26 protein-coding genes are annotated in these 22,028 nt (G+C 69.6%); 5 read left to right on the top strand and 21 right to left on the bottom strand.

The annotated features are described in order from the left end of the window. Positions 1-124 precede the first annotated feature (124 nt). From AW272_RS44895 to AW272_RS09780, 10 genes are all read right to left on the bottom strand, one after another. Complete coding sequence (locus AW272_RS44895) at positions 125-319, bottom strand: hypothetical protein (protein WP_061297041.1); 195 nt, start codon at positions 317-319, stop codon at positions 125-127. 189 nt (positions 320-508) lie between these two features. Continuing rightward, positions 509-778 (bottom strand): acylphosphatase, encoded by a 270-nt coding sequence (locus tag AW272_RS09820; RefSeq protein ID WP_066362910.1) that lies wholly within the window; start codon positions 776-778, stop codon positions 509-511. Further along, entirely contained in the window at positions 772-1,629 is an 858-nt protein-coding gene (gene mutM / locus AW272_RS09815) for a bifunctional DNA-formamidopyrimidine glycosylase/DNA-(apurinic or apyrimidinic site) lyase (protein ID WP_066362909.1), read from the bottom strand. Before mutM ends, AW272_RS09820 begins: the two co-directional genes overlap by 7 nt. A gap of 13 nt (positions 1,630-1,642) precedes the next feature. Further along, positions 1,643-2,395, bottom strand: a complete 753-nt coding sequence (gene rnc / locus AW272_RS09810) for a ribonuclease III (RefSeq protein ID WP_066362902.1) — start codon at positions 2,393-2,395, stop codon at positions 1,643-1,645. A gap of 274 nt (positions 2,396-2,669) precedes the next feature. After that, positions 2,670-2,849, bottom strand: a complete 180-nt coding sequence (rpmF, locus tag AW272_RS09805; RefSeq protein WP_030456611.1) for a 50S ribosomal protein L32 — start codon at positions 2,847-2,849, stop codon at positions 2,670-2,672. A gap of 1 nt (position 2,850) precedes the next feature. Next, a complete protein-coding gene (locus AW272_RS09800) occupies positions 2,851-3,408 on the bottom strand; it encodes a YceD family protein (RefSeq protein WP_066362900.1) in 558 nt (185 codons plus the stop codon). 76 nt (positions 3,409-3,484) lie between these two features. Further along, positions 3,485-3,961: a pantetheine-phosphate adenylyltransferase gene (gene coaD, locus AW272_RS09795; RefSeq protein WP_066362898.1), complete on the bottom strand. Its 477-nt coding sequence runs from the start codon at positions 3,959-3,961 to the stop codon at positions 3,485-3,487. A gap of 10 nt (positions 3,962-3,971) precedes the next feature. After that, entirely contained in the window at positions 3,972-4,538 is a 567-nt protein-coding gene (rsmD, locus tag AW272_RS09790) for a 16S rRNA (guanine(966)-N(2))-methyltransferase RsmD (protein WP_066362897.1), read from the bottom strand. Positions 4,539-5,198: 660 nt separating this feature from the next. After that, on the bottom strand, positions 5,199-7,361 hold the full coding sequence (gene recG / locus AW272_RS09785) for an ATP-dependent DNA helicase RecG (RefSeq protein WP_066362896.1): 2,163 nt from the start codon (positions 7,359-7,361) through the stop codon (positions 5,199-5,201). 34 nt (positions 7,362-7,395) lie between these two features. Next, positions 7,396-8,931 (bottom strand): DAK2 domain-containing protein, encoded by a 1,536-nt coding sequence (locus AW272_RS09780; RefSeq protein ID WP_066362895.1) that lies wholly within the window; start codon positions 8,929-8,931, stop codon positions 7,396-7,398. Between the two features lie 123 nt (positions 8,932-9,054). Here AW272_RS09780 and rpmB point away from each other — a divergent pair, with 123 nt between their 5' ends. Continuing rightward, a complete protein-coding gene (rpmB, locus tag AW272_RS09775) occupies positions 9,055-9,240 on the top strand; it encodes a 50S ribosomal protein L28 (RefSeq protein WP_030456605.1) in 186 nt (61 codons plus the stop codon). Between the two features lie 62 nt (positions 9,241-9,302). Here the strand turns inward: rpmB and thiD are convergent, their stop codons facing one another. The 3 genes from thiD to AW272_RS09760 all read right to left on the bottom strand — a co-directional run bounded on the left by thiD (position 9,303) and on the right by AW272_RS09760 (position 12,518). Next, a complete protein-coding gene (gene thiD / locus AW272_RS09770; protein ID WP_066362893.1) occupies positions 9,303-10,106 on the bottom strand; it encodes a bifunctional hydroxymethylpyrimidine kinase/phosphomethylpyrimidine kinase in 804 nt (267 codons plus the stop codon). Between the two features lie 16 nt (positions 10,107-10,122). Continuing rightward, positions 10,123-10,803, bottom strand: a complete 681-nt coding sequence (locus AW272_RS09765; RefSeq protein ID WP_066362891.1) for a hypothetical protein — start codon at positions 10,801-10,803, stop codon at positions 10,123-10,125. A gap of 782 nt (positions 10,804-11,585) precedes the next feature. Continuing rightward, positions 11,586-12,518, bottom strand: coding sequence for a thiamine-phosphate kinase (locus AW272_RS09760; RefSeq protein WP_066362889.1), 933 nt, complete (start codon positions 12,516-12,518; stop codon positions 11,586-11,588). 64 nt (positions 12,519-12,582) lie between these two features. Between AW272_RS09760 and AW272_RS09755 the strand changes: the two genes are divergently transcribed. Next, positions 12,583-12,816 carry an Lrp/AsnC family transcriptional regulator gene (locus tag AW272_RS09755; RefSeq protein WP_066362888.1) on the top strand — a complete coding sequence of 78 codons (234 nt, stop codon included), beginning with the start codon at positions 12,583-12,585 and terminating at the stop codon, positions 12,814-12,816. Beyond that, positions 12,813-13,235: a DUF3515 domain-containing protein gene (locus AW272_RS09750; protein WP_066362887.1), complete on the top strand. Its 423-nt coding sequence runs from the start codon at positions 12,813-12,815 to the stop codon at positions 13,233-13,235. The genes AW272_RS09755 and AW272_RS09750 overlap by 4 nt, the downstream gene beginning before the upstream one ends. Here AW272_RS09750 and AW272_RS09745 read toward each other — a convergent pair. From AW272_RS09745 to AW272_RS09735, 3 genes are all read right to left on the bottom strand, one after another. After that, entirely contained in the window at positions 13,232-14,326 is a 1,095-nt protein-coding gene (locus tag AW272_RS09745) for a D-alanine--D-alanine ligase family protein (RefSeq protein WP_066362886.1), read from the bottom strand. The two genes, AW272_RS09750 and AW272_RS09745, sit on opposite strands and share 4 nt — an antisense overlap. 83 nt (positions 14,327-14,409) lie before the next feature. Continuing rightward, positions 14,410-15,414, bottom strand: coding sequence for an NAD(P)H-dependent glycerol-3-phosphate dehydrogenase (locus tag AW272_RS09740; protein WP_066362884.1), 1,005 nt, complete (start codon positions 15,412-15,414; stop codon positions 14,410-14,412). 21 nt (positions 15,415-15,435) lie between these two features. After that, positions 15,436-16,113, bottom strand: a complete 678-nt coding sequence (locus AW272_RS09735; RefSeq protein WP_066362882.1) for a lysophospholipid acyltransferase family protein — start codon at positions 16,111-16,113, stop codon at positions 15,436-15,438. Between the two features lie 82 nt (positions 16,114-16,195). On the opposite strand from AW272_RS09735, the gene cofC reads away from it, so the two are divergent. Continuing rightward, complete coding sequence (cofC, locus tag AW272_RS09730; RefSeq protein WP_083958163.1) at positions 16,196-16,810, top strand: 2-phospho-L-lactate guanylyltransferase; 615 nt, start codon at positions 16,196-16,198, stop codon at positions 16,808-16,810. Here the strand turns inward: cofC and AW272_RS09725 are convergent. Beyond that, complete coding sequence (locus AW272_RS09725) at positions 16,799-18,244, bottom strand: MFS transporter (protein WP_066362878.1); 1,446 nt, start codon at positions 18,242-18,244, stop codon at positions 16,799-16,801. The two genes, cofC and AW272_RS09725, sit on opposite strands and share 12 nt — an antisense overlap. Before the next feature lie 114 nt (positions 18,245-18,358). Between AW272_RS09725 and AW272_RS09720 the strand changes: the two genes are divergently transcribed. Beyond that, on the top strand, positions 18,359-19,273 hold the full coding sequence (locus AW272_RS09720) for a TetR/AcrR family transcriptional regulator (protein WP_066362876.1): 915 nt from the start codon (positions 18,359-18,361) through the stop codon (positions 19,271-19,273). 114 nt (positions 19,274-19,387) lie between these two features. Here AW272_RS09720 and AW272_RS09715 read toward each other — a convergent pair whose 3' ends face one another. Genes AW272_RS09715 through leuC form a run of 4 tightly spaced genes read right to left on the bottom strand, consistent with a single transcriptional unit; the run spans position 19,388 to position 21,974 of the window. Continuing rightward, positions 19,388-19,687, bottom strand: coding sequence for an HU family DNA-binding protein (locus AW272_RS09715; RefSeq protein ID WP_066362875.1), 300 nt, complete (start codon positions 19,685-19,687; stop codon positions 19,388-19,390). Positions 19,688-19,747: 60 nt separating this feature from the next. After that, positions 19,748-20,002, bottom strand: coding sequence for an SCO5555 family protein (locus tag AW272_RS09710; protein ID WP_066362873.1), 255 nt, complete (start codon positions 20,000-20,002; stop codon positions 19,748-19,750). Beyond that, on the bottom strand, positions 19,981-20,568 hold the full coding sequence (gene leuD, locus AW272_RS09705; RefSeq protein ID WP_066362871.1) for a 3-isopropylmalate dehydratase small subunit: 588 nt from the start codon (positions 20,566-20,568) through the stop codon (positions 19,981-19,983). The genes AW272_RS09710 and leuD overlap by 22 nt, the downstream gene beginning before the upstream one ends. A 17-nt stretch (positions 20,569-20,585) precedes the next feature. Beyond that, positions 20,586-21,974 carry a 3-isopropylmalate dehydratase large subunit gene (gene leuC, locus AW272_RS09700; protein ID WP_066363701.1) on the bottom strand — a complete coding sequence of 463 codons (1,389 nt, stop codon included), beginning with the start codon at positions 21,972-21,974 and terminating at the stop codon, positions 20,586-20,588. Between the last annotated feature and the right edge of the window lie 54 nt (positions 21,975-22,028).

The raw sequence follows: 22,028 nt of genomic DNA, 5'->3' as shown, positions 1-22,028 counted from the left end.
CCTGCGCGAACAGTACCGGGGAAGACTACCGCTTGCGTCCCGGAACTACCGTCAGGGAACAGAAATGACGAGGGACGCCCCAACGAGGCGCCCCTTGCAATTGGTGTTCCGTAAACCCGGTCTCTCAGGTGAGAGCCGGCTCGCGATCCTGCAGCCGTGCCAGGTCTTCATCACGAGTTTGTGCCGCTAGGGCCTCGTTCTGTTCCTGGAGTCGGGTGAGTTCTGCCTCCAGATCACGGATGCGCTGCTGGAGGCGACGCATTTCCGAGACCATTCGAGGATCAGGACCGCCGACGTGGCCGAGTAGAGCCTTAGCCATGGTTAAGGGTCCTCCACGCTGAGTGACCAGACTGGTTCGCGCACTTCAAGCCGCGGGAGGGGTGCGCGTGGTTCTTCTACAAGAGTCGCACCGGCTGCGAAGTCGGTCAAGTTGAACGCCTCGTAAGGATCAGCCGTTGGACACTGTCGACATGTAAATATACCTCATTTGGGCGGTTTAGGGGAAGGGCTACCGCTCCACGAAGCCCACCAAACCGCCCTTGACGTCCGACCAGCGCTCAGACACTCCTAAGACATTCCCGGGCGTGTCAGGGCTTCTCAGGCGCTCCAGGAGCCGCTCACAGGCCTCCCTGGACCCCTCGGCCACAACCTCCACGCGACCGTCGGTCAGGTTCAGCGCCCAGCCTGTGAGCCCGAGTTCCAGCGCCCGCGCCCGCGTCCACCAGCGGAAACCCACGCCCTGCACCCCTCCGCGCACCCACGCGGTGAGCCTCACCATCGCCCGTTCCTCGGGCGCGGCTGACACGTGGGGCAGGAGTAGCTGCTGCGGTTCATGAAGGCGTCTCTCCGGATCGGCGTGCCACACCTCGGGCAGGGTTCGTCGCGTCGGCCGTACACGCTGAGTGATCGGTCGAAGTAGCCGGACTCGCCGTTCACGTTCACATACAGGCTGTCGAACGATGTACCCCCCTGGCCGAGCGCCTCGGTCATGACGGCACGGGCGGCGGCAAGGAGTTCGGAGATCTTCGGGGCGGTCAGGGTCTCGGTGGCGCGGGCCCAGTGCAGTTTCGCCCGCCAGAGAGCCTCGTCGGCGTAGATGTTTCCCACACCGCTGATCAGGCTCTGGTCAAGAATCGCCCGCTTTATCCCGGTCTGGCGTTTTTTGAGGGCCGCAGTGAACGCCTTCTCATCGAAAGCCTCTTCAAGAGGGTCGGGCGCGATGTGGACGATCGGTTCGGGGACCGTACGGCCGCCGCTGATTCCGAGCGGGGTGACCATCAGGTGACCGAACGTCCGCTGATCGACGAAGCGCATCTCGGGCCCGTCGTCGGCGAAGGTCACCCGGACCCGGAGATGCTTCTCGTCGGGCGCGCCCTTGGGAAGCATCAGCATCTGGCCGCTCATGCCGAGATGGGCCATCAGGGCGGCGCCGTCGTCGAGGGGCAGCCACAGATATTTGCCGCGCCGGTCGGCCGACTCGACGCGGCGGCCCTTGAGCTGGTCGGGCAGCACGCCCTCCTGCCGGCGGACCGCCCTCGGGTGGAGCACCTCGGCCGACTCGATCGTCCGGCCGGAGACCCAGACGTCGAGGCCGTGGCGGACGACCTCGACCTCCGGAAGCTCAGGCATCAGACGGCGCCCATCAGACGGTGGCCTGTCCCGCCGCGGCGGCAGCGGCCTCACGGGCGTCGCGCATGGCGCGGATGGCCGTCCAGGCGGCCTCGGCGGCCTGCTGCTCGGCCTCCTTCTTCGACCGGCCCGCGCCGGTGCCGTAGTCCTGGCCGCCGACGCGGACGGTCGCCACGAACGACTTCGCGTGGTCGGGGCCCGATTCCTCGACGTGGTATTCGGGCACGCCGAGCACCTCGGAGGCGGTCAGCTCCTGCAGCGAGGTCTTCCAGTCGAGCCCGGCGCCCAGCGAGGCCGACCGCTTGATCAGCGGGTCGAACAGCGTGTGCACGACCCGGAACGCCTCGTCGAGACCCTTGTCGACGTAGACCGTGCCGATCAGGGCCTCCAGCGTGTCGGCCAGGATCGACGACTTGTCGCGCCCGCCGGTGCCCTCTTCGCCCCGGCCCAGCCGCAGGTAGCGGCCCATGCCGAGCGACCGCGCGACGTCGGCGAGTGCCCGCATGTTGACCACGGCGGCCCGCAGCTTGGCCAGCTGGCCCTCGGGCAGGTCGGGGTGCTCGCGGTAGAGCGTGTCGGTGACCACGAGACCCAGCACCGAGTCGCCGAGGAACTCCAGGCGCTCGTTGGTGGGCAGGCCGCCGTTCTCGTACGCGTAGGAGCGGTGGGTCAGGGCGCGTTCCAGGATCGCGAGCGTGAGCCGGACCTTGAGGACACCCTCCAGCTCGTCCCGGACGGACTCGACGGCGACGGGCTTACCGTTCATGAACTTCCTCCTCGTGCATGGCTGACAGCCGGCACGGTGGCAGGAGTGAACTTCTGGCGAAGCCCCGAAGGCGTGGTGGACGCCGGGTTGAACCCGGCGTCCACCACGACCGCGGGCACCACCGCCGCCGCACGCAGTGAAGCCGCGCCTGTATGACGCGTCTGTGGAGCAGCAGGACGCGGACGGCCGAAGGCCGACCGTGATCTGCCTCAAAGAAAATAACGCCGACCGGGGTCGTTTGACGATCCCGGTCGGCGGTGAAAATCGCGCCGGGTCAGGCGTTGGGCTCGATGACCTGGCGGCGGTTGTAGGTGCCGCACTCGCCGCAAGCCATGTGGGGGCGCTTGGGGGAGCGGCACTGCGGGCAGCTCACGAGCGCGACAGCGCTGGTCTTCCACTGGGACCTGCGGGCGCGCGTGTTGGCCCGCGACATCTTCCTCTTGGGAACGGCCACGTCAGGCCTCCTGATCGTCTTCGTCGTTGTTGGAAACCAGGCCCCGCAGTGATGACCAGCGGGGATCGAGCGTCTCATGGCGGTGGTCGGGACCGGCATCGGCCAGCCTGACTCCGCACTCCGTGCAGAGACCGGCGCAGTCATCGCTGCACACCGGACTCAGCGGCAGTGCGAGCACCGCCGCGTCACGGAATGTCGGCTCAAGATCCAAGAGATCGCCGTCGAGGATCTGGTCGTCCTCGGCGGCGTCTTCCGCCGTGTAGAAGAAGAGTTCCTGGAATTCGACCTCAATGTTCGAGGACAGGGGTTCCAGGCAGCGCGAGCACTCTCCCGTGAGAGGCGCTCGTGCCGTGCCCGTGACGAGCACGCCTTCCATCACTGCTTCGAGCCGGAGATCCAGCTCGACGTCGGCGTCTTTGGGGACACCGATCAAGCCGACCGCGACATCCGCCGGAGCCGGGAGAACGGGTTTCATCGTGCGCATCAAACCCGGGCGGCGCCCGAGTTCATGGGTCGCGATAACCCATGGAGCGCGAGGGTTGAGGGTGTGCACTTTCATCCTGGTCTCTTAGGCATGGCGAATGAACGCCGTCGTGCAAGGCCGAAACGCAAGAATACCAGCCTGACCGGTGAGCTCAGCCGCGCAAGCGCTCCGTCAGCAGCTCGAGGACGAGGTCGGGCACCAGGCCCGAGACGTCTCCGCCGTAGCGGGCGATCTCCTTCAGCCTGCTGGACGACAAGAACGAATATTCGGGGTTGGTCGACATGAACAGCGTCTCGACCCCCGACATGCGGTAGTTGAGCTGCGCCATCTGGAGCTCGTAGTCGAAGTCGCTGACCGCGCGCAGGCCCTTGACGATCGTCGGGATGCCCTGCTGGCGGGCGAAGTCGACCAGAAGGCCGTGGAACTTCTCGACCCGGACGTTGCCGTATTCCTTGGTCACCGCCTGGAGCATGTCAATGCGTTCCTCGACGGTGAACAGACTCTTCTTCTCGATGTTGATCAACACCGCGACGACGACCTCGTCGTACAGACGTGACGTGCGGCCGATGATGTCCAGGTGGCCATTCGTCACGGGATCGAAAGATCCGGGGCAGACGACCCTGCGCACAACAACCCCCTCAATCGCCCTGGTTGGCGTGACCGTACCAAACGGTCGCTTCACCGTAACGACGGGCCCTGGCCTCCTCGAAACCGGGGGGCCATCGCAGATCGTTCCCTCTGGTCTCGCGTTCGACCGCCACGAGCGCCCCGTCGGCCAGCCATCCGTTCGCCCTGAGGTTGACCAGCATCTTCTCGACCACGTCGTCGGAGACCACGTAGGGCGGATCGGCGAAGACGAAGTCGTAGGGCTCGCCATCACACGGGCGGGCGGCCAGCCGCTCGACCCGATCAGCCAGCACGACCGCTCCCTCGAGGTTGAGCGACGCGACGTTGGCCTTGATCGTTCGGAGCGCCTTGGCGTCGGACTCGACGAGCAGCGCGTGGCTCGAACCCCGGCTGAGCGATTCCAGCCCGATGGCGCCCGACCCGGCATAGAGGTCGGCCACCCGCTCCGGCACGCCGGCGAGCGACAGCACGGTGGAGAAGATGCCCTCACGGGCGCGGTCGCTGGTGGGCCGGGTTCCCTTGCCTGACGGGACCTCGATCCGCCTGCCACCGGCGGTTCCGGCGATTACGCGAGTCACTCGACCATTCTCCCGGACCCCGGAGGCCGGATCGCCGAATGGAAAAGATCGGTAATGCCTGGCGAAGGAACGGCCAGGCTCGTTCCGTTCACGGCGGCGGCCCTGCACTATGAGTTTGCGGCCTTCAAGGTGACCCAGGGGAAGGCCGGCCGGCGTGATCGTGAGCCCTTCCGCACGCCGGCGCCCTCGGCACCTGACCCGAGGGTGGGCCCAGCCGGGGACGGCATTCGGGGGGAGGCCGTCCCATGGCTGGGCCCTGGGTCATTCATATGACCCAGGGCCCTCCGCACGGCAGCCCCCGGCACGGATCGCTCCCGTATCTCTTCCAATTCGCAACCAACCGCCCCAGCGGCAACTGCCTTCAAAACTCTTTCTTCCGTTACGGCTCCGCCTGCCCGGGCCCCGCCCCCCGCTCCCGCGCCACGCCGAAACGACGGCAGCGCGACCGAGAACCGGGCCCCCATCACCCCGGCCACAGCCAGCCGGCGCACTCGAACCAGGCCACCTCGTCGTCACGGATCCCGAACGACCAGCTGTGGAAAGTGTCGCCACCCACGCGCAGCCGAACCGACCCATCCGCGACCGGCAGATGCTGATCCAGGCCCAAGTGCGGCGAGTGGCGTCCACCCGCGTGATCGGCGCTCGTAGGCGGCGAGGAGCCTAGGTCTTCTCCAGGTATTCGGCGCGTTCGCCCGCCGCCAGCGCGTCGAGTTCCGCCTTCAGGGCCGGGTGGTCGGCCAGATCCGGATCGCGCGTCAGCAGGTTCTGGGCCTCTTCGCGGGCCGCCGCGATGACATCCTCGTCACGCAGAAGCTGAAGCATGCGGAGCGACGACTTCCGCCCCGACTGCGCCGCGCCCAGCACGTCGCCCTCACGCCGCTGCTCCAGGTCGACACGCGAGAGCTCGAACCCGTCGAGGGTGCTCGCCACCGCGTCGAGGCGCTCGCGCGCGGGAGCGCCCGGCATGGTCTCGCTGACCAGCAGGCACAGGCCCGGCAGGCCGCCTCGCCCGACCCGGCCGCGCAGCTGGTGGAGCTGGGAGACGCCGAAGCGGTCGGCGTCCATGATGATCATCACGGACGAGTTCGGCACGTCGACACCCACCTCGATGACCGTCGTGGCCACCATGACGTCAATCTCGCCCCGCGTGAAGGAGCGCATGATCGCGTCTTTCTCCTCAGGCGGGAGCTTGCCGTGCAGGACCTCGACCCGCAGGCCCGCCAGCGGCCCCGAGGCCAGCATCTCGGCCACTTCGAGGACCGCCAGCGGGGGGCGCCGCTCGTCGGCGTCTTTGGTCAGGTCGCCCTCGTCGCCCTCCAGGTCGCCGATGCGGGGACAGACGATGTAGGCCTGCCGGCCCAGCCCGACCTCCTCGCGCACCCGCTCCCACGTGCGCTCCAGGTAGTGGGGCTTCTCGGCGGCGGGCACGACGTGGGTGGTGATCGGCGCGCGGCCCGAGGGGAGCTGGGACAGCGTCGAGACCTCCAGGTCGCCGAACACCGTCATGGCGACCGTGCGGGGAATCGGGGTCGCCGTCATCACCAGCACGTGGGGACGCCCGGACACGGACTTCTCCCGCAGCGCGTCGCGCTGCTCGACCCCGAACCGGTGCTGCTCGTCGACCACGACCAGCCCCAGGTCGGCGAACTGGACCTTGTCCTGCAGCAGCGCGTGGGTGCCGACCACGATCCCGGCCGCGCCGGACGCCGCGTCGAGCAGGTTCTGCCGCCGTGCGGCGGTCCCCATCGAGCCAGTCAGCAAGGCCACGGACGTGCCGCCGAACATGCCGCCCCCCGCCAGGTCGCCGAGCATCGCGGAGATCGAGCGGTGGTGCTGCTGGGCCAGGACCTCGGTGGGAGCCAGGAGCGCGGCCTGGCCGCCGGAGTCGGCGACCTGGAGCATCGCGCGCAGGGCCACCACGGTCTTGCCGGCGCCCACCTCGCCCTGGAGCAGCCGGTGCATCGGATGGTCGCGTCCGAGGTCGGCGGCGATCTCCCGACCCACGGTCCGCTGGCCCTCGGTGAGCTCGAAGGGCAGCCGCCCGTCGAAGCCGTCGAGCAGGCCGTCGGCGCAGCCGGGCCGGGGCCGGGCGGGCAGCGCGTCGGCGGCCATGCGGCGGCGGGCCAGGACGGCCTGGAGGGTGAACGCCTCGTCGAACTTGAGGCGGCTGCGCGCGCGGGCGATGTCGCCCTGGTCACGCGGCCGGTGGATCAGCGTCAGCGCCTCGGCCAGGCCGATCAGCGAGTGACGTGCCCGCAGATCGGACGGGAGAGGGTCGTCGAGCGACAGGGTGTCGAGGATCAGCCGGACCGCGCGCCCGATCTTCCAGCTCGCCAGGCTCTGCGCCGACGGGTAGATCGGCACCGGCGCGGTGGCGAACTCCTCGCTGGTCTCCTCGTCGTCGGTGACGTAGTCGGGGTGGGTGAGCGAGCGCCGTTTCGCGCCCTTCGGGGAGACGAAGATGTTGACCTTGCCGGAGAAGGTCGCCTCGGTGCCCGGCGGCAGCCGCTGCTCGGCCACGAACGCGCCCTTGCCGAAGAAGGCCAGGTGGATTCGGTCTTTGCCGTCGGTGACCTCGACATCGAGCCAGGTGCCCTGCCGGTTCTTCATCGGCCGCCGCTGCACCGCCGACACGCGGCCCCGGACGGTGGCGATCTCGTCGTTCTCCAGCGAGGCGATCGAGGTCAGCTCACCCCGCTCGGCGTAACGCCGCGGGTAGTGGCGCAGCAGCTCACCCACGGTGGCGACGCCGAGGGCACTCTCAAGAGGAGTGGCGGTCTTGTCGCCGACCACCCGCTTCAACGGCTCGTCGAACCTGGTCACGACAACCAGTTCTACCGCGCCGGGGCGACAGATTTCACTCGACACCGATGAGCAGCGGATATCCGCCCTGCCCACCCGCATAGGTGACGACCTCGACGTCCGGCCGCGCCGCCGCCAGTTCCTCCTGTACGGCCACCGCCAGCCCCTCCCCCGTCTCGCCGCCGGTGACCAGCGTGACCAGCTCACTCGATGCGGACATCAGCCGCCGTGCGACCTCTCCCGCGACCGTGACGAGATCCGCGCCGATGAGGGAGACGTCCCCGTCCACGACCCCGAGGACGTCTCCCGGCCGGCACACCCCCGCCGAGGTGAACGCCTCCCGGTTGGCGACCCAGACATGCCCGTGCCGGGTGTGCGCGGCGGCCTCGGCCATCGCCAGCACGTCGTCGTCGAACCGCCGGGCGGCGTCGTGCACCGCCAGAGCCGCCAGCCCCTGGACGGACGCCAGCGTCGGCAGCACGCTGACCGCCATGCCCTCCTCACGGGCGATCTCGGCGGCGGCCGCCGCGACGGCCCGGGTCCCGCCGTCGTTGGGCAGCACCGCCACCTCCGACCCCGCCTCCCTGATCGCCGCCAGCACGGCCGCCAGCGGCGGCGACGACCCCGGTTCCCGGGTGACCACCACGGCCCCGGCCTGCCGGAACAGCGCGCCCAGCCCCTCGCCGGCGGCGACCGCGACGACCCCGCGCCCACCGCTGACGTGCCCCCGGCCGCCGAGATAGGTGACCCGGATGCGATGGGGCCGTCCGGCGGCCAGCCCCGCTTCGACGGCCGCCCCGGCGTCGGCGACGTGGACGTGCACATTCCAGAGCCCGTCCCCGCCCACGATCACCAGCGAGTCGCCCAGGGCGTCGAGTTCCGCCCGGAGCGTGTCGACGGAGGGGGCGTCGAGCAGATACATGACCTCGTAGCCCTGGGAGTCGTCCACCTCGCGGACCACCGGCCGGGCGGGGGTGGGCACCTCGTGCCGGCTGTGGACGCCCGTGACGACGTCCACCAGCGTTTCAAGGATGATCACCAGCCCGGCCGCGCCCGCGTCGACGACCCCGTTCCTGGCCAGCACCTCCAGCTGGCCGGTGGTCTTCCCCAGCGCCTTCCGCGCCTCCTCGGCCGCCCGCGCGGCGATCACGGACAGGTCCCCCGGCAGGTCCCGCACCGCCGAGGCGGCCGTGGTCAGCACGCTCAGGACGGTCCCCTCGACCGGCCGGGACACCGCCGCCCTGGCGAGTTCGGCCGCTCTGGTCAGGCCCTTCCTCAGGTCGTCGGCGCCGCGGAGGACTTCCGCCAGCCCGCGCAGCGCCTGGCTGACGATCACCCCCGAGTTCCCGCGCGCCCCCAGGAGCGCGCCGTGGGCGAAGGCCCGCCACGCCGCCTCCCGGTCGGCGTCCGGGGGCAGCTCGTCCAGGGCGTCGGCCGCCGCGAGGAGCGTGAGGTGCATGTTCGTACCCGTGTCGCCGTCGGGGATCGGGAAGACGTTCAGCGCGTCGATGTCGCCCCTGGCCGCGCCGAGCGCGTCGGCCGAGCGGCGCGCCCAGTCCCGGAGCGCCTGCGTGTCGAGCACGTCCAGCATGGGTGATCCCTTCGTTTAACATGCATTGGCCGACATCAGCTATCCTCATATGGCCAGCCGTTCGGCCTGGCCTTTCTGCCCGTGGTGACCCGGGCTCTCTGATTCTTTGAAGGAGCGATGACCGTGGCTTCCGTCTGCGACGTCTGCGCTAAGAAGCCGATTTTCGGCAACAACGTCTCCCACTCGCACCGCCGAACCCGCCGTAACTGGAAGCCCAACATCCAGACCGTGCGCGCGACGGTCAACGGGACGCCGAAGCGGCTGAACGTGTGCACCTCCTGCATCAAGGCCGGGAAGGTCACCCGCTAGACCCATCGAAAAAGGCCCGCCCTCCGGGGACGGGCCTTTTCGTGTTTCTCCGGTACGTCTTATTACTGCACGACGTCGAGGGGCCGCCACTGCCAGGCGTGGTCGACCGGGCCGATGCCCGCCCCGAGCGCGAAGCCGTTGGCGATGGCGCCGGTCACGTATTCCTTGGCCAGCCTGACCGCGTCGGGCACCGACTCGCCGTGGGCGAGGTGCGAGGCGATGGCCGAGGCGAGGGTGCAGCCGGTGCCGTGGGTGTGACGGTTGCCGTGGCGTTCGGCGCCGTAGCGATATTCGGTCTCGCCGTCGGTCAGCAGGTCGACCGGCTCGCCCGGCAGGTGGCCGCCCTTGATCAGCGCCCACTTCGGCCCGAGCGCGAGAACGGCCTCGGCCGCCGCCATCATCTGCTCCTCGGCCTCGACCTTCACGCCGGTGAGCTGCTCGACCTCCCACAGGTTGGGGGTCACGACGGTGGCCAGCGGCAGCAGCCGGGCCTTGAGCACGTCGACCGCGGCCGGCTCCAGCAGGGGATCACCGTGCTTGGACACCCCGACCGGATCGACCACGATCGGCGCGTCGACCGCCGCGAGCACCCCGGCGACCGTCTCGACCAGCACGGGCGAGGCCAGCATGCCGGTCTTCACCGCGTCGACGCCGATGTCGGAGAGCACCGAGTCGAGCTGGGCCCGCACCGCCTCGGGCGGCAGCTCCCAGTAGCCCTGCACGCCCAGCGAGTTCTGCGCCGTCACGGCGGCCAGCACACTCATGCCGTGGACGCCGTTGGCCAGCATCGTCTTCAGGTCGGCCTGGATCCCGGCGCCACCGCCGGAATCGGAGCCCGCGATCGTCAGCACGCGCGGTGGGGTCATGCCGACATCCAATCAGTTACCGCCCCGGATCGAACCCGAGCCCCGGCTGGGTCGGCCCGGTGTCGAGGTCGACCTCGACAGGAGGCGGCTCGGGCGTGGGCGTGGTCGGTTTGGGCTTGGGGCTCGGCTTGGGCTTGGTGACCACCGGCTGCGGGTGCGGCCGCGAGGTGGCCTGCGCCGACTCGGAGACCTTGGGCGTGGGGCTCGGCGAGGCCTTCTGCGGCGTCGGCGAGGGCGGCGGCGCCGACACCTCACTGGGCGTCGGCACGACGACGAGCTCGGTCCCGCCGGAGGTCAGCCGGATGCCCGCCACGGTCAGGCAGACCGCGGCGACGACCGCGACCCCGGAGATCACGGCCATCCGCCGCGACCGGGCCAGGGTGCTCGCCTGCTTGGTCCTACGCCGCCGTCCGGGCCGGGGCGTGCCGGGCTCGGGCGTCTCGGTGGCGGGCGTCTCACCGGTGACGGCCTCCCCCTCGCCGTCGGGCCACCGATAGGTGAGCTGCGCGGTGCCCGGCGCGACCGCCGCCGGATCGGCGGCGGGTTCACGGGCGAACCGGACCGGAGCCGTGATCGGCCCGGTCGCCCGATCATCGGGAGCCTGCGCCGCCAGAGGTTCGGTCCCACCCGGGCCAGTGGACGGCCCGCCGGACCGCCGGCCCCGAGGCCCGGCAGGATCGCTCCCGGGATCGGCCATCAGACCAGCGGGAACCGGTCCCGTGATCGGACCGGTCGCGGCATCACCCACGCCTGGACCCGCCAGTGGATCGGGCACAGGACGGGCGACCGGGACCGGACCGGTGAACGGACCGGTCGACGGACCACCACGACCCGGACCCGCCGGAGAATCCGCCGGCCCGACGGGAGCCACGAACGCACCCGTCGAAGGAATGTGCGACGACCCGGGCGCGGGGACTACGCTCACCGGCCTGCCGGGAACCTGCGCCGCGAACGCGCCGGTCGAAGGAACAGCCGGAGCCGGGGCCGCCGGAGGATCAGCGATCGGCCCGGTCGAGGGCCCGCCAGGATTCTGCATCGGTCCCGTGAAGGGGCCGGTTGAAGGGCCGCCCTGCGGATCGGCCGACTGCCTGCCGGGAGCCGCGAAGGCGCCTGTCGAAGCGCGACCCAGGCCCGCGGAAGAGGAGGTCAGCGGAAGGATCGGAGCGGGCCCGCCGTAACGCTGCAACGGTCCCGTGGAAGGGCTGCCCTGCGGGTCGGTCGCCGGTCCGGCCGGAGCTTGGACGGGGGCGGCGAGGGGACCTGAGGGCAACGGATCACTCGGGTTCGGAACCGGCGCGGCCGATGCCGGACCTGTCGGTGAGCCGCCGGTCTCCTCGACCGTCGGCTTGGGAACCGTGGTTTTCTTGACCGGGGTCGTGGCCGTACGTCCGGCCCGGTGGCGCCCCATTCCTGGTCCTTCCTGATCTGCACCCGGCAACCTTCATAACAGGTCACGCTGCCGCTGTCACAAAGTTCCCATCATCCTCGAAAGTGATCCCAACCCCCGCGCACATTCTCCCGCCCTCCGGCCTGTACTCCATCCCCTTCGGCCACATTTCCTACAATCCGCCACTCGGGCGGCAGGAGAACGCCCGATGGGAAGGTCGCCGCGAGTCCGTGATCCTCACCCCCGGTGAGCATCCAGTCGACAGGGTCGGCCCCGAGCGCCTTGGCCGCCGCCGCGAGATCTTCGGGCACCTCGAAGGGATTGAGGACGAGCGCCACCCCGCTGGCCTTGGCGATGTGACCGAGATCCTGCAGCAGGCCGTCGCTGACGTCGAGCATCGCCGTCGCGCCCAGGAGAGCCGCGCGGGGCCCCTCAGGGTACGGCGGGCGGGGTCGCCGGTGCGCGTCCACCAATTCGTCAAAACCCGACAATTCCGCCAAGAGGAGCCGCAACCCGGCCTCCGACCGCCCCAGAGGCCCCGCCACGGCCACCACGTCACCGGGCCGGGCCCCCGACCGGGTGACGGGCGCGCGGCCCTGAAGATCTCCCAGAGCCGTGACGCCCAGGACCACGGAATCGGACCGCGTCACGTCTCCGCCGGCCAGGCTGGCCCCGACGACGGCGCACTCGTCACGCAGGCCGTCGATCAGGGAGTCGAGCCAGGTCACGGACAGGTCAGCGGGTATGCCCAGGCCCACGAAAAGCCCTGTCCCCACCGCCCCCATGGCAGAAATGTCGGAAAGATTCTGAGCTGCGGCTTTTCGACCGATCTCGTACGGACTGGACCAATCGCGGCGAAAGTGTCTACCCTCAAGGAGCATGTCCGTCGTGACGACGACCCTGCCGTCCGGCGCGCGCAGAATCGCGGCGTCGTCTCCAGGGCCGAGGAGGACTGTCGCGCCTTGGGGCAGACGCCCCGTTATCCGGCCAACAACACCGAATTCGCCGAGTTCTCCGACTGTGATGTCACACCTCCTGGTGTTCGGGGTACCTTGACCTTTCGGTGGTGATCAATCCCGGGAGGACCTGATGGTGCAGGCCTACATCCTTATCCAGACCGAGGTCGGCAAGGCCGCTGCGGTGGCCGAAACCATCGCGAAGATCCAAGGGGTCACCCAGGCCGAAGACGTGACCGGGCCCTACGACGTGATCGTCCGGGCCGAGGCCAGGAACGTCGACGAACTGGGCAAGCTCGTGGTCGCCCAGATCCAGTCCGTAAGAGGGATCACCCGCACGCTGACCTGCCCTATCGTCCACATATGAAGCCTGGCTCGTTGATCGTGGTGGCGATGCTGGCGGCGGGGTGTTCCCAAGTGGTCGCCCTCGACCCGCCCGCCCCTGAAGGGGCCGCCGCGACCGCCTGCCAGGCACTGACGGCGAAGCTTCCGGCCACCATCGAGGGGCTGGAGCGCGCCGAGACCGATCCGGTGTCCCCCTACACCGCCGTGTGGGGGCCCGGAGAGATCGCGTTGCGCTGCGGCGTGAGCCGCCCGGCCGCGATGGAACCGACCGCAGAGGTGAGCGACGTCAACGGGGTCGGCTGGTTCGCCGATCCCCAGCTGCCCACCCTGTTCACCGCGGTGAACAGGGAGGCCTACGTCGAGGTGACGATCTCCGCGAACCATCAGCCGGGCAGCGTCCTGGTCGATCTCGCCGAACCGATCAAGGCGACGATTCCCTAGCGCAGTCCGAGCGGGCGCTGGAGCGCGAGCTGGATCAGCCGGTCGACGAGTTCCGGGTAGGTCAGCCCCGTCGCCGCCCACAGCTGGGGCGCCACCGAGAGTGACGTGAATCCGGGCATCGTGTTGATCTCGTTCAGGACCAGCTCACCGTCGGGTGTGTAGAAGAAGTCCACCCGCGACAACCCCTCGCAACCGAGCGAGTCGTAAGCGCGCACCGCCATGGCCCTGAGCTCTTCCGAGACCTCGTCGGGCAGGTCGGTGGGCACCTTCAGGGCCATCTGGTCGGGGTAGTACTTCGCCTCGAAGTCGAAGAACTCCTGCCCGCCGGTGACCAGCACCTCACCCGGCACGCTCGCCGCCGCAGGTTCGTCGCCCAGCCCCTGAAGCACGGCACACTCGATCTCGCGACCGGCGATGGCCGCCTCGACCAGGACCTTCGGGTCGTGCTCGCGGGCGAACTCGATCGCCGTCTCCAGCTCCTCGGGCGAGGAGGCCTTGGAGATGCCCTGCGACGACCCGGCCCGCGCGGGCTTCACGAACACCGGCCAGCCGAGCTCCTCGATCTCCTTGAGCACCCGGTGGCGGTCGGTGCGCCAGGCCCGGTCGGCCACCACGACATACGGCCCCACCGGCAGCCCGGCCGATTTCAGGACCGCCTTCATGTACGCCTTGTCCATACCAACGGCACTCGCGAGGACCCCGGAGCCGACGTAGCGGACCCCGGCCATCTCCAGCAGTCCCTGGATGGTGCCGTCTTCGGCGAAGGGGCCGTGCATGACCGGGAAGACCACGTCGACCGCGCCGATCGAGCGCGGGATGTCTCCGGCGTCGAGCACGACCAGGGAACCGTCACCCGGCGGGATGGCCAGGGCCGATCCGCTGGTGTCGACGACCGGGAGGGCGCCGTCTTCGATGGCGTAGCTCTGGGTGTCGGCCGCGATGACCCACCGGCCGTCGGTCGCGATGCCGATCGGCACGACGTCGTATCTATCTCTATCGATCACCGACAGGACACTCCCGGCGCCCATCAGTGACACCGCGTGCTCGGAGTTGCGTCCGCCGAACACGACGGCGACTCGAATCCGGTTCATGAGGTCCGAATCTATCCTGTCGAGGTCGGAAAAACGCCTCGTCAGGTCCGAGCTCGGGGCAAAGAGCCCAACGCGTCGGGTGCCTACACGTAGCGCTCGGGCTTTGGAGTGCGGGACATCAGCAGCATCGCGGCCTCGCCGGGGGTCATCCCGTCGTGCACCACGCCGACGACCACCTCGGTGATGGGCATCTCGATGTCGTGCTTCCTGGCCAGTTCCAGCACCGACTCGCACGACTTGACCCCCTCGGCGGTCTGCTTGGTCACCGAGATGACCTCTTCCAGGGTCATGCCGCGCCCGAGGTTCTCACCGAAGGTGCGGTTCCTGGACAGCGGAGAGGTGCATGTCGCGATGAGGTCGCCCATGCCGGCGAGCCCGGCGAAGGTGTGCTGGTCGGCGCCCAGCACCACGCCCAGCCGGGAGATCTCGGCCAGGCCCCTGGTCATCAGGGTCGCGGCCATGTTGTCACCCAGGCCCATGCCGGCCGACACCCCGACCGCGAGCGCGATGACGTTCTTGACCGCGCCGCCGACCTCGACCCCGATCACGTCGCTGTTGGTGTACGTCCGGAACCAGGGCAGGTGGATCGCCTCCTGCAACCGGGCGGCCACCGATTCGTCCGGACACGCCACGACCGTCGACCCCGGCTGGCGCTTGGCCAGCTCCCCCACCAGGTTCGGCCCCGACACGACCGCGATGCGCTCCGGCGGCACCTCGCCGACCTCGGCGATGACCTCGCTCATGCGCTTGGTGGTGGACAGCTCGATGCCCTTCATCAAACTCACCAAGACCGCCTGGGGCGGCAGCCAGGGCCGCCACTTCGCCAGGTTCTCGCGGAGCGTCTGCGACGGCACGGCCAACACGACGTAGTCGGCGCCGTCCATCGCCTCGGCCGGGTCGGTGGTCGCGCGCAGCAGGTCGGGCAGCCGGAGTCCGGGCAGGTAGTCGGGGTTCTCGTGGCGCTCGTCGATCGCCTCGATGAGCTCGGGCCGACGGCCCCACAGCGTGGTCTCCGTGCCCGCCTCGGCGAGGATGAGCGCGAACATCGTGCCCCACGAACCGGAACCGAAAACGGCAGCCTTGGTCATGGAACTCACCGTACGCGCTAGTTAGATGTCAGGCGCCTTCACGCCTCGCAGCTCGGCGAGCAGCAGCGTGAGGGCCCGCATGATCTCCGCCGTCGCCTCGGCCGGGCGGTCGGCGAACCCCGACAGGTCGACCGGTTCACCGGCGATCACCGTGAAGGTCTTGCGGGGGAACAGGCGAGGTTTCCTCTCTCCGTACGGCAGCAGTTCCTGCGCCCCCCAGTGGGCGATCGGGACCACCGGGACGCCGGTCGCCAGGGCCAGGCGGGCCGCGCCGGTCTTGCCGGCCATCGGCCACAGGCCGGGATCGCGGGTGATGGTGCCCTCGGGATAGAAGAGGATGCAGCCGCCCTCGGCCAGCCGTTCCTCGGCGTCGGCCAGGGAGTTGTTGGCGTCGGAGCGCCCCCGGTAGACGGGGATGGCGCGCAGTGCGACGAGCACCCGGCCCAGGACCGGGACCTTGAACAGGCCCGACTTGGCCAGCACGACCGGCCAGCGCCCGGCGGCCCAGAGGAAGTGGCCGAGCAGCACCGGGTCGGTCAGCGACAGGTGGTTGGTCACGATGATGACACCGCCCGTGCGGGGGACACGGTCGGTCCGGCGCCAGTCGTGCCTCACCAGTAGCGTGGAGAGCGGCTTGATGATCACGACGGCGACCGACTCCCAGAAAAGGGACGGTCGTCCGGGGCGGCGACGGCTCATCGAACACCTCGTGCGGATTACGGCTGTGACCTTCCAGTGTCCCGGTTGGCCCGAGCGGATGTCGAGGCGCGATGCTGGGGGCATGCAAGGGCTCGGATGGACGATGGTCATCCCCGTCAAGACGCTGATCAGGGCCAAGACCCGGCTGGCCGCCGCTGTCGGGCCGCACCGCGAGGACCTCGCGGTCGCGGTGGCCGCCGACACGGTGACGGCCGCGCTCGCGACCGCCGGGGTCGGGCGGGTGATCGTGGTGACCGCCGACCCCCGACCGGCCGAGGTGGTGGCGGGGTTGGGGGCGGAGGTCGTCCACGACCCCGATGTCGGGCTGAACGCGGCCCTGCGCGCCGGAGCGGCGCACGCCGCCGGCGCGGTCGCCGCCCTGCAGGCCGACCTGCCCGCGCTCCGCCCCCGTGAGCTGGCGCGCGTGCTGGCCGCCGCGGCGGAGTTCGACCAGGCGTTCCTGCCCGACGCCGCCGATGTGGGGACCGTCCTGTACGCGGTCCGCCCCGGGATCCCCTTCCGGCCGCGATTCGGCGGCGAGTCCAGGGCCCGGCATCTGACGGGTGGCGCCAAGGAGCTCTGCCTCGACGACGTCGACTCGGTCCGCCGCGACGTCGACACGATCGAGGACCTCAGAGCGGCGGCGGCGCTGGGCCTGGGCCCTCACACCGCCGCCGTGGCGCGCCTAGTGCTGTAGGTCTTCTTCCTTCACGTGCTTGGGCAGCAGGAACGACACCACGAAGGTGAGCAGCAGCATCCCCGCGGTCACCCAGAGCGTGGTCTCCATCGCGCTCTCGAAGGTCTCCGGGCTCGGGATGTCGCCCAGGCGGCCGAAGAAGACCGTGCCGAGCAGCGCGACGCCGAGCGCCCCGCCGAGTTGCTGCACCGCGGTGAGCGCGCCCGACGCCGACCCGGACTCGCGGTCCTCCACTCCGGCGAGGACCAGGTTGAAGAAGGGCGCCATCAGCAGGCCCATGCCGATGCCGGTGACGATCAGGCCGGGGGTGAGCTGCCAGGGGGTGACGCCGATCCCGGCGATCTGGAGGGTCACCCAGACCAGCACGACGCCGAGGGTCATCAGCAGGGTGCCGCCCTGAAGGCAGCGGCGGCCGAACTTGAGCAGCGGCTGGGCCAGCCCGAACCCGATGATCATGCCGACCGACCACGGGACGCCCGCCAGGCCCGCCTTGAGCGGCGAGTAGTGCAGCCCGATCTGGGTGTAGAGGTTGAAGACCAGCATGAACCCCGACATGCCGGCGAAGAAGACGAGGCCGGTGACCAGACCGCCGTTGAAGGCGCGCTTGCGGAACAGGCTGCCCTCGACGAGCGGGTCACGGCCCGTCCGGGTGCGCCGGGCCTGGTACCACCCGAACAGCCCGAACACCGCGACCGAGGCGGCCATCATCACGAACGCCCACGCGGGCCAGTCGTGCTCGCGGCCCTGGACCAGCGGGAAGACGATGAGCAGCCCGGCGGCCGAGGCGAACACGACGCCGAGCAGGTCGAGCGAGGGCGGGTTGGGCGACTTCGACTCCGGCAGATAGCGCAGGCCCCCCGCGAGCGCCAGCAGCCCGATGGGCAGGTTGATCAGGAAGATCATGCGCCACCCGGTGCCGAAGAAGTCGGCGTCGATCAGGAATCCGGCCAGGATCGGCCCGCCGACCGAGGCCAGGCCCATGACCGGCCCGAACATGCCGAACGCCTTACCCATCTCCGCGGGCGGGAACATCTCGCGGATCATGCCGAGCCCCTGCGGCAGCATGACCGCGGCGAACAGGCCCTGGAGGGCCCGCGAGCCGACGAGCATCTCGGGCGACATGGCGACCCCGCACAGCAGGGAGCTGAGGGTGAAGCCCACGGCGCCGACGAGGAACATGCGGCGGCGGCCGAAGACGTCACCGAGACGGCCTCCGGTGAGCAGGCCCGTGGCCATGGCCAGGGTGTAGGCGGCGCCGAGCCACTGGAGCAGCGTCTCGGAGCCGCCCAGCTCGGCCTGGATGTGCGGACCCGCGATGTTGGTGACCATGGCGTCGATCAGGTCCATGATCTCGGCGCCGAGGATGACGAAGAGGGCCGGCCACCGCCACCGGTAGCCCTGGGCCGCGGCTGATTCCGCGACTGACTGGGACATGGTTTACCCCCGGGAGGAGAACAGTGTTCAATAGCGAATGAACACTGTTCTAGCATGAACACTGTTCACCACACAAGAACACTGTTCAGCACAATGGAGTGAGAAGGTAGAGGCATGATCATGCCGACGCCCCCGTGGGAGAAGGACAAGGAACCCAAGCGTCCCGCGCGGGTCCCGCTCACCCGCGCCCGCATCATCGAGGCCGCCTTCGTCGTCCTCGACCGCGAGGGCTACCACCGGATCAGCATGCGCCAGGTGGCGGCCGAGCTCGGCGTGGCGGTGTCCGCCCTCTACGCGCACGTCGAGAACAAGAGCGACCTCTTCCGGCTCATGTACACCCGGATGTTCGACGGCCACACCCTGCCCGACCCCGACCCGGCCAACTGGGCCGAGCAGCTCAAGGACTTCGCCCGCAACGGCCGTCGGCGGCTGAGCGAACACCGCGACATGGCGTGGATCTCCATGGCCCACGTGCCCTTCACGCCCGAACTGCTCCCCCACGTCGAGCGCCTGGTGGCGATCATCCGCTCCAGCGGCATGCCCGACCGGGTCGCCGCGATGGCGGGTGACCTGCTGTCGACCTTCCTCGACGGCTTCACCCTCGAGGAGAGCGTCTGGGCCGAGCGCTGGCGCGAGAGCGGCGAGACCGAGTGGGAACAGCAGCGCGACGAGATGTCGGCCTACTTCCGGGATCTGCCGCCCGAGCAATATCCCAACATGACCGCCATGGCGCCCTACTTCGCCGACGAGTCCAACGACTACCGCTTCGAGCTCGGCCTGGAGATCATCATCCGGGGTCTGGCGTCCTACATCGACTACCCTGGCGGCGTGCAGGCGACGGTGAAGACCTTCGACGACGAGACCCGTTCCGGGTCGGTCTACCTCGACGACGGCACCGAGGTGCCGTTCCCGGCCGAGGCCTTCGACGCGGGGCCGCTGCGGCTGCTCCGGCCGGGCCAGCGGGTCAACATCGTGCTGGCCGACGGCGCGATCACGTTCATCACGCTCAGCACATTCCCGGTGCCCTGAAAAGGAACGGCGCCCCCGAAACGAAATGGATCGGGTGCGCCGTTTTCCACGTGCTTTGAGCCAGATTCAGAGCGCGAGCCACGGCCGGCCTTCGGCCGTCCGCGTCTCGCTTCGCTACTTCTTCTTCTGCTGCTTCTTTCCGCCCGCGTTGACCAGTTCCTTGAAATCGGCCCCCGGACGGAACTTGGGTGCCCAGCTCTCGGCCACCTTGATCGGATCCCCCGTGGAAGGGTTCCGAGCGGTGCGGGCCGGCTTGTGCGCCATTTCGAAAGCGCCGAAGCCGGTGATCGAGACCTTGTCGCCACTGGCCACTGCCTGCTGAATGGCGTCGATGACCGCGTTGATCGCTTCGGCCGCCGTCTTCTTGTCACCGACGCGGTCGGCGATGGCGTCGACGAGTTCCTTCTTGTTCATGTGGTTCCTCCCCCTTACGCGCTTTGAAAGTAGGGGAGGAACGCGTGCGACTCAATCACCTTACGTGAATTCACCGCTACTCGGCGTGTCGAATTCCCCGTCCAGGAAGGCGATCAAGCTGTCCAACCGGGTAGTTGCGTGGGGAATGTCACGCTTTGCCACATCACAGATAGCGAGAAGCCGCCGGGCGAGGCGTTCTCGCTCCTCGCCGGTGACGGGAAGGTCCCTGACGCGGCGCTGCGTGTCGCGCAGCCGCCGCGCCAGTTCGGCTTCCGGTTCGTCTTCCGGCCGCGTCAGGCCGTCTTCGGCAGCCACGGCTGCCGCTCGCTCTCGTACGCCGTGATGGCGTCGGCGTGCCGCAGGGTCAGCCCGATGTCGTCGAGGCCCTCGAGCAGCCGCCAGCGGGTGTAGTCGTCGATCTCGAACGACCACGCCTCGCCCACGGCGCGCACCTGACGCTCGGACAGGTCGACGGTGATCTCGGTCGCCGGGTCGGCCTCGATGGCCTTCTGGAGGGTCTCCACCGCCTCCGGGGACAGGATCACCGGGAGCAGGCCCATCTTGGTGGAGTTGTTGCGGAAGATGTCGCCGAAGCGGGCGGCGATGACGGCGCGGAAGCCGTATTGCTGCAGGGCCCAGACGGCGTGCTCACGGGAGGAGCCGGTACCGAAGTCGGGGCCGGAGACCAGGATCGAGGCGCCGCTGTAGGCGGGGTCGTTCAGCACGAACGACGGGTCTTCGCGCCAGGCCGCGAACAGGCCCTTCTCGAAACCGGTGCGGCTGACCTGCTTGAGCCAGACGGCCGGGATGATCTGGTCGGTGTCGACGTTGCTGCGCCGCAGCGGGACGGCGGTGCCGGTGTGGGTGACGAAGGCGTCCATGATCGTGGGTCTCCGGGTCAGACGAGGTCGGCGGGGGCGGTCAGCTTGCCGGTGACGGCGGTCGCGGCGGCGACCTGCGGCGACACCAGGTGGGTGCGGCCACCCTTGCCCTGCCGGCCCTCGAAGTTGCGGTTGGACGTGGAGGCGCTGCGCTCCCCCGGCGCGAGGATGTCGGGGTTCATGCCCAGGCACATCGAGCACCCGGCCTCCCGCCACTCGGCCCCGGCGGCCCGGAACACCTCGTGCAGCCCTTCGGCCTCGGCCTGGAGCTTGACCATCATCGAGCCCGGCACGATCAGCGTGCGGGTGCGGACCTGGCGGCCCTGGAGGATCTCGGCGGCGGCCCGGAGGTCTTCGAGCCGGCCGTTGGTGCACGACCCGACGAACACCGTGTCGACCTCGACGTCGGTGAGCCGGGTGCCCGCGGTCAGCCCCATGTACTCCAGCGCCCGCTCGGCGGAGGAGCGCTCGATCGGGTCGCCGAACTGCTCGGGCGCCGGGACGACCGAGCTCAGCGGCGCGCCCTGGCCCGGGTTCGTGCCCCAGGTCACGAACGGGGAGAGCGTCGCGGCGTCGATCTCCACGACCTTGTCGAAGACGGCGTCGTCGTCGGTGCGCAGCGTCTTCCAGTATTCGACCGCCTGGTCCCACGCGGCGTCCTCAGGGGCGTGCGGACGGCCCTTGAGGTAGTTGAAGGTGGTCTCGTCGGGGGCGATCAGGCCGGCGCGGGCGCCCGCCTCGATGGACATGTTGCAGACCGTCATGCGGCCTTCCATCGACAGGGCGCGGATGGCCTCGCCCCGGTATTCGACGATGTAGCCCTGGCCGCCGCCGGTGCCGATCTGGGCGATGATCGCCAGGATCAGGTCTTTGGCCGTGACGCCGTAGGGCAGCGCGCCCTTGACCTCGATCGCCATCGTCTTCGGCCGGTAGGCCGGCAGCGTCTGCGTGGCCAGCACGTGTTCGACCTCGGAGGTGCCGATGCCGAACGCGATGCCGCCGAAGGCGCCGTGGGTCGAGGTGTGGCTGTCGCCGCAGACGATCGTCATGCCCGGCTGGGTCAGCCCGAACTGCGGGCCGATGATGTGCACCACGCCCTGCCCGGCGTCGCCCATCGGGTGGAGCCGGATGCCGAACTCGGCGGTGTTCTTGCGCAGCGTCTCGACCTGGGCACGGGACACCGGGTCGGAGATCGGGCCGCGGATCGTCGGCACGTTGTGGTCTTCGGTGGCGATGGTCAGATCGGGCCGGCGTACCGGCCGCCCGGCCATGCGGAGCCCGTCGAACGCCTGCGGGCTGGTCACCTCGTGAATGAGGTGGAGGTCGATGAAGAGCAGGTCGGGCTCACCTTCGGCACGCCTGACGACGTGCTGCTCCCAGACCTTCTCGGCCAGTGTGCGTCCCATGGTCTCCAACGCCTCCTCATCTCTTATCATGAGATAGAAATATCGGGATATGGA

It is taken from the genome of Herbidospora mongoliensis (assembly GCF_001570545.1).
Taxonomy (GTDB): domain Bacteria; phylum Actinomycetota; class Actinomycetes; order Streptosporangiales; family Streptosporangiaceae; genus Herbidospora; species Herbidospora mongoliensis.
Note: the sequence above shows the minus strand (reverse complement) of the source record. Positions and strands in the feature narration are given on the sequence as shown.

Bases quoted from the DNA above. Each gene is read 5' to 3' on its own strand.
- cofC (WP_083958163.1), top strand. From the start codon at position 16,196: ATGCAAGGGCTCGGATGGACGATGGTCATCCCCGTCAAGACGCTGATC.
- AW272_RS09820 (WP_066362910.1), bottom strand. From the start codon at position 778: ATGGTGAGGCTCACCGCGTGGGTGCGCGGAGGGGTGCAGGGCGTGGGT.
- AW272_RS09720 (WP_066362876.1), top strand. From the start codon at position 18,359: ATGATCATGCCGACGCCCCCGTGGGAGAAGGACAAGGAACCCAAGCGT.
- AW272_RS09800 (WP_066362900.1), bottom strand. From the start codon at position 3,408: ATGAAAGTGCACACCCTCAACCCTCGCGCTCCATGGGTTATCGCGACC.
- AW272_RS09780 (WP_066362895.1), bottom strand. From the start codon at position 8,931: ATGCTGGACGTGCTCGACACGCAGGCGCTCCGGGACTGGGCGCGCCGC.
- AW272_RS09755 (WP_066362888.1), top strand. From the start codon at position 12,583: ATGGTGCAGGCCTACATCCTTATCCAGACCGAGGTCGGCAAGGCCGCT.
- leuC (WP_066363701.1), bottom strand. From the start codon at position 21,974: ATGGGACGCACACTGGCCGAGAAGGTCTGGGAGCAGCACGTCGTCAGG.
- leuD (WP_066362871.1), bottom strand. From the start codon at position 20,568: ATGGACGCCTTCGTCACCCACACCGGCACCGCCGTCCCGCTGCGGCGC.
- AW272_RS09765 (WP_066362891.1), bottom strand. From the start codon at position 10,803: ATGGCCGATCCCGGGAGCGATCCTGCCGGGCCTCGGGGCCGGCGGTCC.
- AW272_RS09750 (WP_066362887.1), top strand. From the start codon at position 12,813: ATGAAGCCTGGCTCGTTGATCGTGGTGGCGATGCTGGCGGCGGGGTGT.
- AW272_RS09715 (WP_066362875.1), bottom strand. From the start codon at position 19,687: ATGAACAAGAAGGAACTCGTCGACGCCATCGCCGACCGCGTCGGTGAC.
- AW272_RS09725 (WP_066362878.1), bottom strand. From the start codon at position 18,244: ATGTCCCAGTCAGTCGCGGAATCAGCCGCGGCCCAGGGCTACCGGTGG.
- AW272_RS44895 (WP_061297041.1), bottom strand. From the start codon at position 319: ATGGCTAAGGCTCTACTCGGCCACGTCGGCGGTCCTGATCCTCGAATG.
- AW272_RS09740 (WP_066362884.1), bottom strand. From the start codon at position 15,414: ATGACCAAGGCTGCCGTTTTCGGTTCCGGTTCGTGGGGCACGATGTTC.
- rnc (WP_066362902.1), bottom strand. From the start codon at position 2,395: ATGAACGGTAAGCCCGTCGCCGTCGAGTCCGTCCGGGACGAGCTGGAG.
- AW272_RS09735 (WP_066362882.1), bottom strand. From the start codon at position 16,113: ATGAGCCGTCGCCGCCCCGGACGACCGTCCCTTTTCTGGGAGTCGGTC.
- AW272_RS09745 (WP_066362886.1), bottom strand. From the start codon at position 14,326: ATGAACCGGATTCGAGTCGCCGTCGTGTTCGGCGGACGCAACTCCGAG.
- mutM (WP_066362909.1), bottom strand. From the start codon at position 1,629: ATGCCTGAGCTTCCGGAGGTCGAGGTCGTCCGCCACGGCCTCGACGTC.
- thiD (WP_066362893.1), bottom strand. From the start codon at position 10,106: ATGACCCCACCGCGCGTGCTGACGATCGCGGGCTCCGATTCCGGCGGT.